General features: G+C 47.8%; 16 protein-coding genes, 1 pseudogene and 1 riboswitch. Of the genes and pseudogenes, 11 read left to right on the top strand and 6 right to left on the bottom strand.

The window, feature by feature from the left end; translation table 11 throughout:
* Positions 1-7: 7 nt before the first annotated feature.
* Both PAV_RS03960 and PAV_RS03955 read right to left on the bottom strand, forming a co-directional pair.
* Positions 8-304 carry a hypothetical protein gene (locus PAV_RS03960; protein ID WP_005543703.1) on the bottom strand — a complete coding sequence of 99 codons (297 nt, stop codon included), beginning with the start codon at positions 302-304 and terminating at the stop codon, positions 8-10.
* Between the two features lie 233 nt (positions 305-537).
* Positions 538-2,069: pseudogene (locus PAV_RS03955) on the bottom strand (aldehyde dehydrogenase family protein).
* 210 nt (positions 2,070-2,279) lie between these two features.
* Here PAV_RS03955 and PAV_RS03950 point away from each other — a divergent pair.
* Positions 2,280-3,557: a stalk domain-containing protein gene (locus PAV_RS03950; RefSeq protein ID WP_005543702.1), complete on the top strand. Its 1,278-nt coding sequence runs from the start codon at positions 2,280-2,282 to the stop codon at positions 3,555-3,557.
* 209 nt (positions 3,558-3,766) lie between these two features.
* Here the strand turns inward: PAV_RS03950 and PAV_RS03945 are convergent, their stop codons facing one another.
* Complete coding sequence (locus PAV_RS03945) at positions 3,767-4,069, bottom strand: alpha/beta hydrolase (protein WP_262866398.1); 303 nt, start codon at positions 4,067-4,069, stop codon at positions 3,767-3,769.
* A gap of 231 nt (positions 4,070-4,300) precedes the next feature.
* Positions 4,301-4,391: riboswitch (cyclic di-GMP riboswitch) on the top strand.
* Between the two features lie 126 nt (positions 4,392-4,517).
* Here PAV_RS03945 and PAV_RS03940 point away from each other — a divergent pair.
* Positions 4,518-5,579: a CAP domain-containing protein gene (locus tag PAV_RS03940; protein WP_005543700.1), complete on the top strand. Its 1,062-nt coding sequence runs from the start codon at positions 4,518-4,520 to the stop codon at positions 5,577-5,579.
* A 71-nt stretch (positions 5,580-5,650) separates the two neighbouring features.
* Here the strand turns inward: PAV_RS03940 and PAV_RS03935 are convergent, their stop codons facing one another.
* The 3 genes from PAV_RS03935 to PAV_RS03925 form a co-directional block, all read right to left on the bottom strand.
* On the bottom strand, positions 5,651-6,301 hold the full coding sequence (locus PAV_RS03935) for a class D sortase (RefSeq protein WP_005543699.1): 651 nt from the start codon (positions 6,299-6,301) through the stop codon (positions 5,651-5,653).
* A gap of 81 nt (positions 6,302-6,382) precedes the next feature.
* On the bottom strand, positions 6,383-7,303 hold the full coding sequence (locus tag PAV_RS03930) for an NAD(P)/FAD-dependent oxidoreductase (RefSeq protein WP_005543698.1): 921 nt from the start codon (positions 7,301-7,303) through the stop codon (positions 6,383-6,385).
* A 65-nt stretch (positions 7,304-7,368) separates the two neighbouring features.
* The gene (locus PAV_RS03925; protein ID WP_005543696.1) at positions 7,369-7,662 is read right to left on the bottom strand and encodes an alpha/beta-type small acid-soluble spore protein; all 294 of its coding nucleotides are present in this window, start codon (positions 7,660-7,662) and stop codon (positions 7,369-7,371) included.
* 217 nt (positions 7,663-7,879) lie between these two features.
* Between PAV_RS03925 and PAV_RS03920 the strand changes: the two genes are divergently transcribed.
* From PAV_RS03920 to PAV_RS37135, 9 genes are all read left to right on the top strand, one after another.
* The gene (locus tag PAV_RS03920; protein WP_040734942.1) at positions 7,880-8,947 is read left to right on the top strand and encodes an SGNH/GDSL hydrolase family protein; all 1,068 of its coding nucleotides are present in this window, start codon (positions 7,880-7,882) and stop codon (positions 8,945-8,947) included.
* Positions 8,948-9,148: 201 nt separating this feature from the next.
* Complete coding sequence (locus PAV_RS03915; RefSeq protein ID WP_005543692.1) at positions 9,149-9,916, top strand: glycosyltransferase family 2 protein; 768 nt, start codon at positions 9,149-9,151, stop codon at positions 9,914-9,916.
* Positions 9,913-10,680, top strand: a complete 768-nt coding sequence (rfbF, locus tag PAV_RS03910; RefSeq protein WP_005543691.1) for a glucose-1-phosphate cytidylyltransferase — start codon at positions 9,913-9,915, stop codon at positions 10,678-10,680. The genes PAV_RS03915 and rfbF overlap by 4 nt, the downstream gene beginning before the upstream one ends.
* Before the next feature lie 2 nt (positions 10,681-10,682).
* A complete protein-coding gene (gene rfbG, locus PAV_RS03905; RefSeq protein ID WP_040734940.1) occupies positions 10,683-11,768 on the top strand; it encodes a CDP-glucose 4,6-dehydratase in 1,086 nt (361 codons plus the stop codon).
* Positions 11,765-12,997, top strand: a complete 1,233-nt coding sequence (locus tag PAV_RS03900) for a methyltransferase domain-containing protein (RefSeq protein WP_372515339.1) — start codon at positions 11,765-11,767, stop codon at positions 12,995-12,997. Before rfbG ends, PAV_RS03900 begins: the two co-directional genes overlap by 4 nt.
* Before the next feature lie 5 nt (positions 12,998-13,002).
* Positions 13,003-13,902 (top strand): NAD-dependent epimerase/dehydratase family protein, encoded by a 900-nt coding sequence (locus PAV_RS03895; protein ID WP_040734938.1) that lies wholly within the window; start codon positions 13,003-13,005, stop codon positions 13,900-13,902.
* 157 nt (positions 13,903-14,059) lie between these two features.
* Entirely contained in the window at positions 14,060-14,743 is a 684-nt protein-coding gene (locus tag PAV_RS03890; RefSeq protein WP_005543687.1) for a response regulator transcription factor, read from the top strand.
* Positions 14,740-15,681, top strand: a complete 942-nt coding sequence (locus PAV_RS37140; protein WP_005543686.1) for a HAMP domain-containing protein — start codon at positions 14,740-14,742, stop codon at positions 15,679-15,681. The genes PAV_RS03890 and PAV_RS37140 overlap by 4 nt, the downstream gene beginning before the upstream one ends.
* 5 nt (positions 15,682-15,686) lie before the next feature.
* Positions 15,687-16,226 (top strand): sensor histidine kinase, encoded by a 540-nt coding sequence (locus PAV_RS37135; RefSeq protein WP_005543685.1) that lies wholly within the window; start codon positions 15,687-15,689, stop codon positions 16,224-16,226.
* The last annotated feature ends 99 nt before the right edge of the window (positions 16,227-16,325 follow it).

Below are 16,325 nucleotides of genomic sequence, written 5' to 3'. Positions count from 1 at the left end.
CGGCGGTTTAAAAGTTCAGGTGCTTATGTTCCAGCATATCCCGCATATTAATAGACTTCAAGCTGGGAAGAGATTCGACAAGTGTGCAGCTTTTCCAATCTTCCATCAGTATGTATCCGCGCCGCACTAATGCAAAGATCGTATTAGTGGTACAATGCCATTCGGGGATTGCTTTACTGCCAGAAGCCCCTTCGATTATAGCGGCACCTTGAAATGTCCAACATCCTCCACTCCAGCGAATGAGCCGTCCGCCATGCTTACGTGCTTGCTCAAGTGCTTCTTGTTGAATGATGGATAATAGCATGTTCGTATTCCTCCAGCAATCATAGTCTTACTCGATACTTCTATTAGAACATATGAGGCTGAACAAAATCTGAATTCGAAGGATCGAGATATCAAGAAATAGCGAGACGATGGCTAACTTGCTTGATCAACGAAGATACAAAAGAGCCGGCTCCCCAAGAACCGGCTCTATCTCTTGATATGCTGCTGGAAAATGGAATATGGGTTATATCCGGCGATGTTTGCAGTGGCGAATTAGTCGAGATTAACCCATACAGTCTTTACTTCGGTGTAATTGTCTAGGGCGTAGGAACCCATTTCGCGTCCGATGCCGGACTGCTTGTAGCCGCCGAATGGAGCGGCTGCATCGAATACGTTGTAACAGTTCACCCATACCGTGCCTGCTCTGAGCTTGCTTGCGATGTAATGGGCACTCTTCAAATCCTGTGTCCATACGCCGGCTGCCAGCCCATAGTCTGATTGATTGGCCTGTTCAATCAAGTCATCCAGTGTATCATAAGGCAGTGCGGCCACAACTGGACCGAAAATTTCTTCGCGGGCAATCGTCATTTTCGGATCGACCTGTGCAAAGACGGTAGGCTCGACGAAGTAACCTTGATTGTAAGGGACTGATCCGCCCGTCACTAATTCGGCGCCGGCTGCCCTGCCTGCTTCGATATAGCGCCGGACAACCTCATGCTGCTCAGAGGATACGAGCGGCCCCATTTCCGTCTCGAGATCCAAGCCGGCACCTACACGAATTCGTTTCGCTTCGGAAGCGAGATCGGCAACGACGTTGTCATAGAGCTTTTTCTGCACGAAGAGGCGCGAGCCGGCAGAGCATACTTGTCCCTGGTTGAAGGTAATGCCGCGAAGTGCTCCCGGCACGGCGCGCGACAAATCAGCGTCAGGCAAAATAATATTCGGCGATTTTCCTCCAAGCTCAAGTGTCACCTTTTTAAGGTGTTGGCAGATTCGCGCATTATGGATTTTCCTACAACGGTTGAGCCTGTGAAGGCGATCTTATCGACGAGGTTATGCTGGACAAGCGGTGCGCCGGCGGTTTCCCCAAAGCCTGGAATGACGTTCACGACGCCTGGCGGGAATCCAGCTTCTTGAATCAGCTGCGCGAGGTATAGAGCAGACAGCGGCGTTTGCTCAGCAGGCTTTAGAACGACGGTGCAGCCGGTAGCCAGAGCAGCGCCCAGCTTCCAAGCAGCCATCAGCAGCGGGAAATTCCACGGGATGATTTGGCCGACGACGCCGACAGGCTCATGTCTTGTATAGGTGAGGAAGTTGCCTGCGGTTGGAATCGTTTGTCCAACGATTTTAGTCGCCCATCCCGCGTAGTAACGGAAATGCTCAATCGTAAGCGGGAGATCGGCAGCAAGTGTTTCACGCAGCGGCTTGCCGTTGTCCAGCGTTTCTAGCTGCGCGAGTTCTTGCTTGTTCGCTTCAATTAAGTCTGCCAGCTTGTAAATGAGGCGGCTGCGATCTGCTCCGCTTAGACGCGACCATTGTCCATGATCGAAGGCGTCGCGGGCCGCTCGAACGGCTCTATCGACATCCTCTTCCCGCGCTTCAGCCACGACAGCAAGAACTTCTCCCGTTGCAGGATTAAGAGAGGAGAATACGTTATTTTGTGCGGCTTCCACCCATTCCCCGTTGATGAACAGCTTTTTCGTGCCTTGCAAGAATGCTTCTACCTTAGGACTGATCTGAATCTGTGACAAGACGCAATCACTCCTTCTACTTGGAATTGGTACATTGGTTAATAACTTGTACATTACATATGTATTCTCGTGCTGTGCGAATCATGCCCATTGCTGGTATGTACGTCAAGGAGGTAGATTTTACCTGATTGTGGCGTGTACATAAATATAGGAAAAACAGGCTTTCTATGAAAAAATGAGTTATTATTAAGGGAGATGAGAGAGTGATAGAGATAATCATTTTCGATCACCATCTTGTCATTTTGCAGGGAAAGAGGGAGCTTCATGAAAAAGAAATTACTTATCAGTTCGTTGATGTCTATGCTGGTAGCTTCTACACTGCTGTTCCCGCAGCAGTCAGAGGTTGCAGCAGCGGCGGCAGGAAATAGCCAGGCTTCGACGAAAACCAAAATTATGCTGGATGGTTATCCGCTTGAGTTTGCTGCTGAACCCGTCATTGTACAGGGAAGCACGATGGTTCCGTTCCGTGGCATTGCTGAGGCGCTTAATATTGAGGTATTGTGGAATGCCAAGAGTAAGACAGTAACAGCGAATCAAGCGACTGCTGAGGGGAAAAAGGTAGTAGTTCTTCAATTAAATCAGAAGAAAGCTAAGATCAGCGGAAAAGAGGTAGAATTGGCAGCGGCGCCATTTTCACGAGCAGGCACCACGTATATTCCCCTTAGCTTCTTTAGCAAGCAGTTCGGTGCACAAGTATCTTGGGATCAGAAGAGTCGGGTTGTTGCACTTCAATCCCCGCCGAAGAAGATGTACAGCTTGGCTTTCTATGCGCTGAAATCCTTCGGCGAGCGTCAGTACATTCCTCAATTTGACTCGGTTGCATTTGGCTGGGCACGGCTTCAGGACGATGGGACGATTACAACAAGCGGTTCCGAGTACAACTGGCCTCAAGCTGCAGGGGATATCACTCCTGAGAGTATATTGGATAAGGCCAAGCAGGATGGAACGAGTCCGTATTTGATGGTATTTTCGACTGACAGGAAAAATGAGCTGACGAAAATGCTTGAAGATGCGGCGCTGCGAGACAAGGCGATTGAAGACATTATGAAGCTTGTCGCAGACAAGGGATTTTCCGGTATTGTGCTCGACTTCGAAGGTTTGGGTCTGTCTGGCGATATCGAAAAAGCGAAGCGGGACTATAATGAGTTCGTTATCGGCTTGTCCAAACAGGCCAAAGCAGCGAACATCAAGCTGTCTCTGGCGCTTCATCCGTTGAATGGAGCTTATAAAGGATACGACTACAAGACACTTTCGACAGCGGCGGATGATCTCATTATTATGGCGTATGAATATACGAGAGGGAAAGTTCCGGAGCCGTTGGACAAGGTGAATGAGGCAATTAAGCTTGCTCTGAAGGAAGTGCCGAAGGAGAAGCTGATATTAGGCATTTCCACTTGGAGTGAGAATGAGAAGACGATTAGCAGCGTGATTGGACTAGCTAAACGCTATCAGTTGAAGGGAACGGCATTGTGGAGATTAGGGCTCATTGGGGAAGCATCCAAGGCGCAGATTGACAAAAATGTGATTCCGTTAAAATCCTAAATTCTAGTTACGAGAAAAAATAGCCATTATTTATGCTTATGATATAAATGTATTTACTTGAAGATAGCTGATTTATTCAAAATAGCCGGCCTTATGGCCGGTTATTTGCGTTGGCAGCGTTAGCAATACAGGTGCAAATAAAAGCCGTGTAATCTGTATCATCACGAAACCGGGAAGCAAAGTTGCCCTCCCGGTTTGCTTTCGTACGATTAATGACACGTTACTTCGGGGAACTCATTGTTGGCACCCTTTAGAAGGTGTCCCCCGATTCCTTTACGCTGCTGTTCCTTCATTTCAGCGAGTTTATCGGCCTTCAGGAACATGGCGGGCTTGCTGCTAAGTGGATTCATGTCCAGCTCATAGAGGGAGCCATCCATATTAACAGCTGCGCTTACGCGACCATTTATGTTCAGCACGTTGAAGGCAGTTGCGCCCCCGAAGGAATGTCCCATGACAGTCTTGTCCATGTCGATAGTTCCTGTTAGCGGGCTTGAAATATGACCGGCATTCAAGCTGTCAAACTGACGAATGACAAAGTTCAGCCTAAGTAATGAAGATTAAAAAGAAGCCGGCAGTTGGTGTAAGATTCGTTTAAAAGTCTGTGTTTCAGCAATTTCAATATTTGTTCAGAATCTAGAACAAAGACGGCTAATGTCACTTTTTTGACGAATCAAGGGATCTTTATGAATCAGATGTGTACAAGCCATTTAGTTGCATGTTACCATAGACATATAACTGTTACATTTGGATAATGGCAAACCCTAGCGAAAGCAGGGGACGCAAAGCCACGGGTCTAATGCATTTACACAATGCGATGACAGCCGGGTTGCCCTAATTGCAATATGAGCGTCTATTTAAGTGCGCCGCCATTAGGGTGGCGCTTTTTTGTACGTATGAAGAAGCGCCCCTGGTGTTCATCTCATTCGAGCGGACAACGTCAAAGAATGGGAGATGGTAAGGATGCGGACACGTTGTACAGCAACAAAAGACAACAACGCAACGATTCAACAACAAAATAAACCATGGCTAGCTTGCGGAAAGCGCCGAATAACGATGCTGGTTAGCGCATCAATGCTGTTCGGGATGTTCATTTCTCAGCCTGCCCTCTATGCAGCAGATAAGCTGAGCGGAAGCGGGACCCCTTCCTTGGAAAAAGTGAATGCGCCTCAGACAGCAGCAATCAATGTCCAAGGCGTTTCGATGGGCATGAGCGAGAAGCAACTCATTGAGCGATTGGGCCAACCTGCTCGCAAAGACCTTAGTGAATATGGCTTTCAGTGGTATATTTACAATCAGGATTATAAGCAGTATGTACAGGTAGGTGTACGCAATCATGAGGTTGTGGCCCTATACACAAATGCAAAGGGAAGCTATGGCGGCATTGGATTCGGTGCGACGAAGCAGGAAGTTGCAGCAGCCTTTGGGACGTCGCTTAGCAGTATTAAAAAAGGAAATACGATCTATCATTACAGGGACAACGGTGGGAAATACAGCCTGCACAAGGTTGGCAATGCGTATGCAACCGTGTTCTATGATTTGAATCAGCGCGGTACAGTAACGGCTGTCCAATTTATCTCTGAAGAGGTGGAGCTGTCATTCAAAGGCTATTTTGGTACGCCTAGCGAGCAATTGCGGACAAGCTTCGAACAGCAGGTTTTCGATCTTGCAAATGCGGTTCGCGTCCGCAATGGTGAGAAGCCGCTGCAGTGGAATGATAAAATTGCCGGAACAGCGCGCAAGCATAGTGGAGACATGGGACGGAGAAACTTTTTCGATCATAACAATCCAGATGGCAAGTCTCCATTCGATCGGATAAAGGCAGACGGAATCGTGTATAAGTCAGCAGGAGAGAATATAGCAGCCGGGCAGACTAGCGCGATTTTTGTCCATGAGAACTGGATGAATTCAAAGGGCCATCGAGCCAATATTTTGGGAGGCTTCTCTAGCATTGGTGTGGGGGTATATTTCGGAGGCCCATCGAAAGTTTACTATACGCAGAACTTCTTTACGCCGCAAAGCTAGTTAATAGAATCATGAATCATGAAAAGCGCCGCATTCATATACTGAAGGCGGCGCTTTTTTCTGCAAACTTATTACAGCGTGTTGTCCATAACAGCCTTGACGATCAGTCGATGGGTAGCCGTATCGATCGGTTCGCAAGTAATCAATGTCAATTCCCGTGCATCCGGATTCTGATCCAGAACGGACAGATCCTCCGGTACGACGACGGATTTCGACTGTACGGTGTAGGTATACGTTTGCTCGGCTGTTTCCAGCAGAATCTTATCCCCTGCTGTTAACTCATCCAGTCTATTGAAATGCCTGCCGAAGGTCAGGCTGCGGTGACTTGCCAATACGAAGTTGCCGAGCTCTCCCGGCATTCGTCCAGGCACCACAATTCCGCTTCCCACCTTAAGAGAAGCCGGAGTAGCCCCTTCCACCATAGGTTCGCGCAAATCAATTTTCGCTATAGAAATCGTGCCGTACACATGCAGACCATCTATGACTTTCGGTTGGAGCTTCTTCTTCCCGGCGGCCGGATCGCTCTCTGATGTTGAGGACACAGGAATGATATCCTGAGGGAGATTGTCCCATTCGGTAAGCAAGCGAAGCTCTCTTTGCTGTTCATTGTATTCGTTCCACTTGGGAAACAGGATAAGAGCTAATCCGGTCAGCAGTAACAATAGCGCTGCAGCGCCGATCAACCGTGATAGTATTAATCTCTTCTTTGAAATAAGAGGCACCCCCTTACTGTTGCATTCGTGCCTCTATTGTACCGTATGCGAAGACTTATTTTCCACGACTGACCATGAGGAAATACAGATTTATTTGTTCTTTCCTTCTCGTTTTTGCATGAGTGCTTTATGTATCCAGATCGCAGCTTGTGATCCCTCGCCCAATGCGATTGTAACCTGCTCGGAATGCACGCCTATATCTCCGGCCGCCCATACATTCGGTACATTGGTCATTTTTGTACGGGGATCTACGATGATATGCTTATTTTCGAGACGCTCTACGCCGATCTGTTCAGCCAGCGAGGAACGCACTTCATTGCCGCCAAAAGCAACGAACCCGCGCTCACCGTTTATCGTTCTGCCATCGGTGAGCTTCACGCCGCTGAAGATACCTTCTTCCTCGCATAAAATAGAATCGATACCTTCATTAACTAGCTCTATATGATGCTCAGCTAACAACTCCATGTGTTCCATGGATAAGGGCTTCTGCTCATGATTAATATAAATGAGGTCGGAAGTCCAATAAGATAGCGTTAGCGCCATATTCGCCCCAGTAGGGCCTGAACCCATTACGATGGTGCGGCGGCCAGCTACCTCATAGCCGTCGCAATCTGGGCATACATATACGGTAAGCCCAAGACAAGGCATGAGATGAGGCAAGGGCGGGAGTCTATCCATAATTCCGGTTGCCAGTAACAGTGTTGATGCTGCAAATTGACCATTCTCCAGTGTATTCACAAGGAAACCCTGTGAGTCATCGCGCGAAAGCTGTATCACGGTATCCTTCAAGAAGGATATGCCGAGAGATTTAGCATGCTGTTTCCCGAGAAGGCGAAGCTGTTCGCCAGATATTCCATCAGGCCATCCAAGAATGTTATGGTAGGAACGGCAGATCGTCGACCTGCCGTTCTCATTATCAATGAGCAGTACGCGATGCTGATATCTGCCTAACTGAATGGCAGCTTGAAGACCTGCAATGCCACCACCAATAATAATGCTTTCATAGCACATGTTGGGACACCTTTCTATAATTCAGCTTTTGAAGCGAATGGATGGTTTCTTTTATGCTCTGGCAGTTATTCATTGCTTCCATTCTGCTTCGTCAAATTTTCCTGTGCCAAGCGAATCATCTCTCTCACCATCGATCCACCAATTCTTCCTCCTACTCGACCCGCGTCTTCAGTAGACAGTTGCCCATTGTAGCCTTCCTGCAAAGGGACGCCTAGTTCCTTGGCCACCTCATATTTCACATCATTCGGCCGACTCGGATCGACGGCAAATCCCTCACGGCGCATGACTTCGGCTTTGAAGGCATTGACGCTTTGTTCCGCACCTGTAACCAGCAGCTTACGGCGGCTTCTTCGTGACATACAAATAACCTCCTGTTTAGAACTTGTAGATAAGTGCTCTTCGTAAGTTTCCCTCTAAACTAGAATTTATGTGGAAAGGAAAAGGAAAGCAGCATGGTGATGGATAAATCATCCATCACCATGCGTTTCATTGGGTGAACAAGCCATTTGAGAGGAGTTTGGGAATGAACGTTGACGATCAGGTTGTACAGGATGTTATGCCGGTAAAAAAGAAGAAATGCCAATTGAGCAGCAGAGGACAGATACGTCTGATGTGGTGTGGTATTCTCCACTCGAGGAGCCATTTATGATCTCAGGATTTCATTGGTTTGCCGCAGAGGGGAGATATCGCCGTCTCCCTGTATCACCGGAGTATTCAATTCCAGAGGCAGTGGACATATTGGCAAATCATACAGCAGGCGGACAGATTCGATTCGTGACGAATTCTTCCAAGCTTTTTCTCCGTGTTACATTGTCCGGAACAGGAGATATGTATCATATGGCAGCGACAGGACAGTGTGGATTTGATTGCTATGTCGAAGTAGATGGCGAGCTGCACTATCGAAGTACGACAGGATGGAGTCCAAGAGAATCCGAGTATGAGTCTGTTTTATTTTTCCGTGACGCACAAGAGAGGAGACTCGTTGTCTTGAACTTCCCGTTATATCAGGGGGTAAAGGAAATCCAAGTAGGCTTGAAAAAGGGCGCTCTAGTAGAGCCTCCACCGAGCTATGAGGATGCGAGGAAGATTATTGTATACGGAACCTCAATTACACAAGGAGCATGTGCGACCCGGCCCGGCATGTGCTATACGAACATACTAAGCCGTAAAATGAATCGGGAGTTTATTAATCTTGGCTTTTCGGGGAGCGGAAAGGGGGAGCCGGACCTGGCTCATATCATTGCTTCCATTTCTGATCCAGCCTGTCTTGTGCTGGACTATGAAGCAAACAGTGTTTCTCCTGAGCTATATGCCAAGACACTCCCGCAATTTATTCAAATCTATCGAGACAAGCATCCAATTGTCCCGATTCTGGTCCTTTCGAGACTTCCGTTTTCATACACAAGCTTCGATCCTGAGGATGTCAAGCTGCATCAAGCGCGCAAGCATATGCAGATGACATTAGTGGAATCCTTGCATCAAGCAGGGGATGGCAATATCCATTTCTATGACGGAGAAAAGCTGCTGCCATTGCATGCCCATGAATGCTATGTTGACGGTACTCATCCTACTGATCTAGGGTTTATACAGATAGCAAACGGATTGGAGCTTGTGCTGAGAGAAATACTGGCGAAGAATTCGTAACATTACACAAGCAAGGAAAAGAGTTGCATAGAAATGATTTAGAGGAGGCCCCCAGCAGGCGTCCTCTATTTGACGATTAGCGCCGTTTGAAATGTGGAGAACGACATTGCTGAAAGAAAAATAGGTTTGAACGGAGGAACGATTATGGGAGACTTCTATCATTCAAGATTCATATAGTAATAGAAAAAGAGGGGGGTTGACATGAGAATCCTAATTTCTCACTTCTACAATGAGGAATATTTGCTGCCATGGTGGTTAAAACATCATGCTCCACTATTTGATCATGGTATTTTGATTAATCGTGGCTCAACAGATCGATCCGTTGATATTTGCAAACAGTTGGTTCCCCATTGGGAGATTCGAAATTCACGTGTACCTGAGTTTGATGCAATACTGGTGGATCAAGAAGTAATGGAAATAGAGCAGCAATGTATGGGTTGGAAAATGACGCTCAATACAACGGAGTTTCTGTGTGTTTCTAATAAGGAGCATTTTTTCGCATCATTAGATATGCTTGGCAGTTCAATTTATTATGTACGCCACATCTATTTAATCGATGATCCTGCCTATTCATATGGAGAGCCCGATCCAGAACAACCACTCGTCAGACAGCGTCACCATGGATATATATTACCAGATCTAGGGCGATATATTCATCGCTACCCCCATGGAAACTATGCACCAGGAAGACATTGGTCCTCACATCCGTATGTCGATTATCCGTTCGTAGATAATCCCTTTCCTGCCTTTGTAATGAAGTTCATCTTCAGTCCATGGACGGAGAAAATGCGGCTGCGGAAACTGCAAATTGGATCAACCTTGTCGGCCAACAGCATAAGTCGGGGAATGGGGCATCAACACCATGTGAATCGCGAGGAGTTGGAGCAAATGTATGCCTATTTTATCAAGCTGACGTCAGACTTGCGAAATAACCCTGCTTATCAGCGATTGTGGGGTGAGAGTCAATGAAGGCGGTTATTCTTGCTGGCGGTTATGGTACGAGAATTGGAGAAGAAACGCAGGTGAAGCCGAAGCCGATGATCGAAATCGGTTTACAGCCGATACTGTGGCACATTATGAAGCTGTACAGCCATTATGGAATTCGTGATTTCGTCATCTGTTTGGGGTACAAAGGCTATGTTATTAAAGAGTATTTCTTCCAGTATTTCATGCGGCATACGGATTTCACCTTGGATATGGAGAGCCACACTGTTCATTATCATGGGGAAAATGCTGTTCCATGGAAGGTCACATTAATCGACACTGGCGAAGGGACAGATACGGGAGGACGGATTAAGCGAGTTCAGGAGTATGTTGGGGACTCTACCTTTTGTCTCACCTATGGGGATGGGGTTAGCAATGTGAACATTGCGGAATTGATTGCATATCACCAATCACATGGCAAATATGCAACAGTCACGGCGGTTCAACCGCCTGGAAGATTCGGTTCACTTGCCTTGGCTCAACAAGAGGTTATTGACTTTACAGAGAAGCCTGCAGGAGATGGCGGCTGGATAAATGGTGGTTTCTTTGTATTGGAGCCGGAGGTGTTCCCATACATTGTCGATGATGCTTCCGTGTGGGAGACGAACGTCCTAACTGAGCTTGCACGCCAGCGGCAGCTCATGGCTTACGAGCATCATGGCTTCTGGCATCCGATGGATACGATGCGCGATAAGAAAAGATTGGTGGAATTATGGGAACGGGGCCAAGCGCCGTGGAAGGTGTGGTAAGCATGGTCAATGAAGCTTTTTGGCAAGGGAAGAAGGTGCTCATTACTGGACATACGGGCTTCAAGGGCTCTTGGTTGACGATGTGGCTGTCCTTAATGGGCGCCGAAGTTCTCGGATACGCCTTGCCCCCGATTACGAAGCCGAACCTGTTCACTGCTGCGGATATTCAAGCTATGTGCAGGCAATACGTTATCGGAGATGTAAATGACTATTCAGCGCTGTTGAAGATGATGTTGGCATATGAGCCGGAGATTGTATTCCATTTGGCTGCGCAGCCGCTCGTACAAGCATCCTATGTACATCCCGTAAGCACCTTTCATATCAATGTAATGGGAACGGCACATCTGATGGAGGCGGTTCGCCATACATCAAGCGTTCACGTTGTTATCAATGTAACGAGCGACAAGTGCTATCGCAATACGGGGAAAGAGGCGCTTCCATTTTGCGAGGGAGATCCGCTTGGCGGACATGACCCCTATAGCGCAAGCAAGGCTTGTGCTGAAATCGTTGCAGAATGTTATCGACAGTCTTATTTTCATGCCGAGGAAGGGAAAGGGCCCAACATGGCTTCGGTTCGAGCAGGCAACGTCATTGGCGGCGGAGATTGGTCCGAATCGCGCTTAATGCCTGATATAATAAGGGCTTTTACGGCATCAGAATCGATTGTTGTTCGGAATCCTGGGGCGATTCGTCCATGGCAGCATGTTTTGGAGCCCTTGCATGGTTACCTGCTGCTTGCGGAGAAGCTGTGGGACAGTCCGCAATATGCAGATGCTTGGAACTTTGGTCCGCTTGAACAGTCAGACACAACAGTTCAGGATATCATTCGGATGGCAGCAGATCTATGGCAGGTGGATATGAAGGTGGTGCAGGAACAGATTGTGTCGCCATCCGAAGCACCTAGACTATCTCTGGATAGCAGTAAGGCGGCACAACTGCTGAACTGGCGTCCGAAGCTGTCTATAAGAGAGGCTGTGTCATGGACATTGTCCTGGCATCAACAGTATCGTTCAGGAGTAAACGCGAGAGCGGCATCAGAGCGGCAGATTGCTGCTTACATTCACGGAGAGGGAGGCAGCAAAGGATAATGAACTCACATTGTCGGATATGCGGTACCCTGCTTGCGCACACATTTGTTGATTTAGGGGAATCTCCGCTCGCGAATGCCTTCCTGGCACCACATGAACTGGAGCGCACGGAACCCTTTTATCCGCTTCATACGTATGTATGCGACACTTGCTGTCTCGTACAGCTTGATCAAATCACGAGCCCGGCGAGTATTTTCAAGCATTATTTATATTTAAGCTCCTATTCCACTAGCTGGTTGAGGCATGCTGAGCAATATACGGACATGGCAATTCAACGATTTCAGTTGAATGCCGAATCACAGGTCATTGAGATTGCGAGTAATGACGGTTATTTGCTGCAATATTTCCATCAGCGAGGCATTCGAACACTTGGAGTAGAACCAGCAAGCAATGTCGCTCAGCTCGCGAGGGATAAGGGAATTGCGACGAAGACAGAGTTTTTCGGGCAACGGCTCGCGGAAGATCTCGTTATGAGGGAAGGAATATACGGGGATCTAATCGTAGCGAACAATGTACTGGCCCATGTCCCGGACGTACATGATTTTGTCGCTGGCTTAAAGCGGCTGCTCCATCCGGAAGGCACCATTACGATTGAGTTTCCGCATGTACTCAATCTCATTCGATATAAGCAGTTCGATACGATATATCATGAACATTTCTCTTATTTCTCTTTGTTCTCCGTCCAGCATCTGCTCTCAATACATGGGCTTACAGTTGTTGATGTAGAACAATTAACCACACATGGAGGTTCACTGCGCTTGTATGTCATGCATGATGAAGCCAACCGCTCGGCTGCATCCGCCGTGCAGGAGATTCAGGAACGGGAACGGCTATTTGGCTTGCATGATTGGCGGACATATATCTCGTTTGCTCAGCAGGTAGAGAAAATGAAGGAGGATATTGTCCGGTTTATGACGGACGTCCATAATCAAGGCAAGTTAATAGTGGGCTACGGTGCACCAGCGAAGGGCAATACGCTGCTTAATTATTGTAGGGTGAATCCGGATTTGCTCCCCTTTACTGTAGATCAGAATCCGTATAAGCAAGGCATGTATTTGCCAGGTTCGCGAATTCCTATCCGGGCTCCTGAGGAACTGAAACGTGCCCGTCCAGACTATGTGCTTATCCTGCCTTGGAATCTGAAGGAGGAGATCATGGAGCAATGCGACTACATCCGAGAGTGGGGCGGCAAATTCGTCGTTCCAGTTCCAGAAATCGAAGTGGTGTAGGAGATATGGAGACAATACTAGTGACTGGCGGCAGTGGGTGGATTGGCGGATTCGTTGTTCAGTTGCTGCTCGAGAAGGGGTATAACGTTCATGCGCTTTATCACAGATCATCCCGAACGGATCTCTTATGTACGTGGCATCAAGCCGATTTATTCGATGAGAAAGAGGTGGAGGTGCTTATTGATCGAGTAAGACCTACACACCTTATGCATCTTGCCTGGGATGCAATTCCTCCACAATGTTATACTTCGCTTCGCAATTATAACTGGATGCAGTCAAGCAAAATGCTTATCGAGCGTTTCGTTCAATGTGGTGGACGAAGAGTAATTGTTGCAGGTTCTTGTGCCGAGTATGAATGGACGCAGGGACTATTATCAGAAAAAGCTTCTGCTTTATCGACAAAGACACTATATGCGATATGTAAAAATTCACTACGAGCTTGGCTGGAGTCTTATGCTTCACAATCGGGATTGAGCAGCGGCTGGGCACGAATTTTCCATCTTTATGGTCCTCAAGAGCAAGGGAATCGCCTGGTATCCTCGATCATTCGCTCGTTGCTGGATGGACGAGAGGCTGCTTGCTCACAAGGCAAGCAGTATCGTGACTTTTTGTATGTCAAGGACGTGGCAAATGCGCTGGTGTCCTTTCTCTTGAGCAAGGTGCAGGGGACGTTGAATATCGGATCAGGGATTCCGGTTCAGGTGAAACAGATTGCTACTATGGTCGCTAAGGAGTTGGGGCGTGAACCGTTGCTTCGATTAGGGGCGCTTCCTGATCCTGCAGACGAACCCTTGTATGTCGGTGCTCATGTTGGGCGCCTAAGGCAGGAATTGCACTGGAGGCCTCAGTATACCTTGGAGGCAGGAATACGCGAAACAATCGAATGGTATAGGAGCTTCAAGTAAGTTGCCAATTCCGATTTGGATCTCGGATTTTATTATCGATTTTATTCATTTGCGGCCGCCTCAATAAATTTTAAGCCAACACTCAGCTTTATTTCAGCTACTGATAGGATAATAGATGGTAATAGGGGACATAACGCAGTAGTGAGGGTGGTCACAGATGAATCGGAGTAAAGAAATTAAAATTCTCATCGTGGACGATGAGCCGAATATCGTACAATTTCTTGAGTTGGGCTTGGTGAATGAAGGGTTTGAAGTGCAGACCGCACATGACGGTGTTGCTGCCATTGCTCGTTATACCGAGTTTCGGCCTCATGTGGTTATATTAGACGTCATGATGCCAGGCATGGATGGATACGAAGTATGTCAAATGCTGAAAAGATCAGAAGATGTAGCTGTTATTATGCTAACAGCCAAGGATGAGATCGATGATCGAGTGAAGGGCTTGAATCTGGGAGCTGATGATTATATGGTCAAGCCATTCAGCTTCGCTGAGTTGTTAGCCCGCATTCATGCTCGCATACGCAACCAGTTCCCGACGATGTTCGGGGATGTGCAGATTGGTCCTTTCGTCATCGATGATAAGCGTAAGGAGATTTCGTATGGCAGCAGCGTGCTTGCTCTTTCCCCAACGGAATATGATTTGCTCAAGTTTCTTGTGCTGAATCGGGGTATGGTGCTAAGCAAGGCTGTTATTTTGGAACGGGTGTGGGGGTACGACTTTGGCGGGGAGGACAATATTGTTGAGGTGTATATCCGCTCCCTACGGGATAAGCTGAACGACAAGGAGCATCAGTTAATTCGCACACTGCGCGGGGCAGGTTATCGGGTAGATATTCCATGAGGAATCGATGGCGCATATGTTTTAATAGGCTGGTAAATCTATCTTCGCTGCGGGCGCAACTGCTGTACCGTTCCTTACTCGTTATCGCCGTGTTATTGGTCATCATCGGTATGCTGCAATATTTCTTCATGCGCGAGGTTGTATATCAAAATAAAGCAGCAAGTCTCCAAAGTCATGCGATGAGTATTCCAGGTTTCGTGTGGAAGCGGATGGGGCAGCATCGCAACCAACTTGGATCGATGGGGCAGCGTGGTTCCAAGTCAACCCTGCCGATGTTTCTTATCCCGGATACCCATGTTGCCTATATCAATTCGGAAGGGGAATATCAGCCAATGCCCAATGGGAAAGATGAGCTGGCTACCGTACGATTGGAGTCTTCGGAATATGAGAAGGTGAAGAGGACTCCCCCTGAGAGCAAGCCTGCTTACCATATAGCGAAGGATTCGAATGGAAAGGAACAGTTGGTTGTGCTGCATCCTGTTCTCGGGCCTGAACGGACATCCGGCATTGTGCAGATCAGTACCCCAACGGCTCCTCTTGACGACTTGCTATTTGGGCAAACGCTAACCTTTCTCATTGTTTCTGCGGTTGCGATGATACTCGGCATCATTGTTCTGCAGCCTGTAATACGGAAGACACTCCGTCCGCTGTCTACTATGGTGAAGACAGCTGGACAAATTGATGCGGGCAATCTGGCTCGGCGGTTCTCTACCGAGCAGGGGCAATCCGAAGTAGATCGCTTGGCCGATTCCTTCAATGGCATGCTGCAGCGATTAGAAACCTCATTCGAAGCGGAGCGGGAAATGAAGGAGCAGATGCGGCGATTCGTTGCTGATGCTTCTCATGAACTTCGCACACCGCTAACTTCAATTCATGGGTTTCTGGAGGTGCTGCTTCGCGAGCAGCACAGCATCCAGAACAGCTTCATAAGGCGTTAACCAGCATGCATAGCGAATCAGAGCGTTTGAATAAGCTTGTTCATGATTTACTTCTGCTTGCCAAGCTCGATCGGGATGGAGCACCATCCATTGAGTTGGTGAACATGCCTCTTGACGAGGTCATTCGCAGCATGGAGCCGCAGCTTATAATGCTGGCAGGGTATAGGAAGGTTACACTCACCATAGAACCGAAGCTCATATGCAGGCATGATCCAGATAAGATGAAGCAGGTCATACTGAACCTGGTGCATAACGCTGTTCAACATACGGATGAAGCATTGGGCTGCATTCATATAGAAGGAGTTCATCAAGAGAATGGCGTTCAATTGTCTGTCCGTGATAATGGGACAGGGATTGCTCCGGAACATATACCTTATCTATTCGATCGGTTCTATCGCAGTGAGTCCTCGCGCAATCGTAAAAAAGGAGGTTCTGGCCTAGGTCTGGCCATTACGAGGTCGATTGTAGAAGCGCATGGGGGGGCGATTCACGTCATTAGCCGAGTAGGAGAGGGGAGTACATTCCTGATCTGGTTGCCTCATTAACCCTTTGCTTTAAATAGCATTTCATAGAGTGACGGGCAGGAGAACTTGGGCTGGATAACTGCTGCTCTTATAAAATAGAAGAAAGAAGCAGAAATCCCG

The organism is Paenibacillus alvei DSM 29 (assembly GCF_000293805.1).
Lineage (GTDB): Bacteria > Bacillota > Bacilli > Paenibacillales > Paenibacillaceae > Paenibacillus_B > Paenibacillus_B alvei.
This window is presented reverse-complemented; position numbering and strand designations above follow the sequence as displayed.

Bases quoted from the DNA above. Each gene is read 5' to 3' on its own strand.
- PAV_RS03930 (WP_005543698.1), bottom strand. From the start codon at position 7,303: ATGTGCTATGAAAGCATTATTATTGGTGGTGGCATTGCAGGTCTTCAA.
- PAV_RS37140 (WP_005543686.1), top strand. From the start codon at position 14,740: ATGAGGAATCGATGGCGCATATGTTTTAATAGGCTGGTAAATCTATCT.
- PAV_RS37135 (WP_005543685.1), top strand. From the start codon at position 15,687: ATGCATAGCGAATCAGAGCGTTTGAATAAGCTTGTTCATGATTTACTT.
- PAV_RS03890 (WP_005543687.1), top strand. From the start codon at position 14,060: ATGAATCGGAGTAAAGAAATTAAAATTCTCATCGTGGACGATGAGCCG.
- PAV_RS03940 (WP_005543700.1), top strand. From the start codon at position 4,518: ATGCGGACACGTTGTACAGCAACAAAAGACAACAACGCAACGATTCAA.
- PAV_RS03920 (WP_040734942.1), top strand. From the start codon at position 7,880: ATGCCAATTGAGCAGCAGAGGACAGATACGTCTGATGTGGTGTGGTAT.
- PAV_RS03915 (WP_005543692.1), top strand. From the start codon at position 9,149: ATGAGAATCCTAATTTCTCACTTCTACAATGAGGAATATTTGCTGCCA.
- PAV_RS03925 (WP_005543696.1), bottom strand. From the start codon at position 7,662: ATGTCACGAAGAAGCCGCCGTAAGCTGCTGGTTACAGGTGCGGAACAA.
- PAV_RS03960 (WP_005543703.1), bottom strand. From the start codon at position 304: ATGCTATTATCCATCATTCAACAAGAAGCACTTGAGCAAGCACGTAAG.
- PAV_RS03950 (WP_005543702.1), top strand. From the start codon at position 2,280: ATGAAAAAGAAATTACTTATCAGTTCGTTGATGTCTATGCTGGTAGCT.
- rfbF (WP_005543691.1), top strand. From the start codon at position 9,913: ATGAAGGCGGTTATTCTTGCTGGCGGTTATGGTACGAGAATTGGAGAA.
- rfbG (WP_040734940.1), top strand. From the start codon at position 10,683: ATGGTCAATGAAGCTTTTTGGCAAGGGAAGAAGGTGCTCATTACTGGA.
- PAV_RS03895 (WP_040734938.1), top strand. From the start codon at position 13,003: ATGGAGACAATACTAGTGACTGGCGGCAGTGGGTGGATTGGCGGATTC.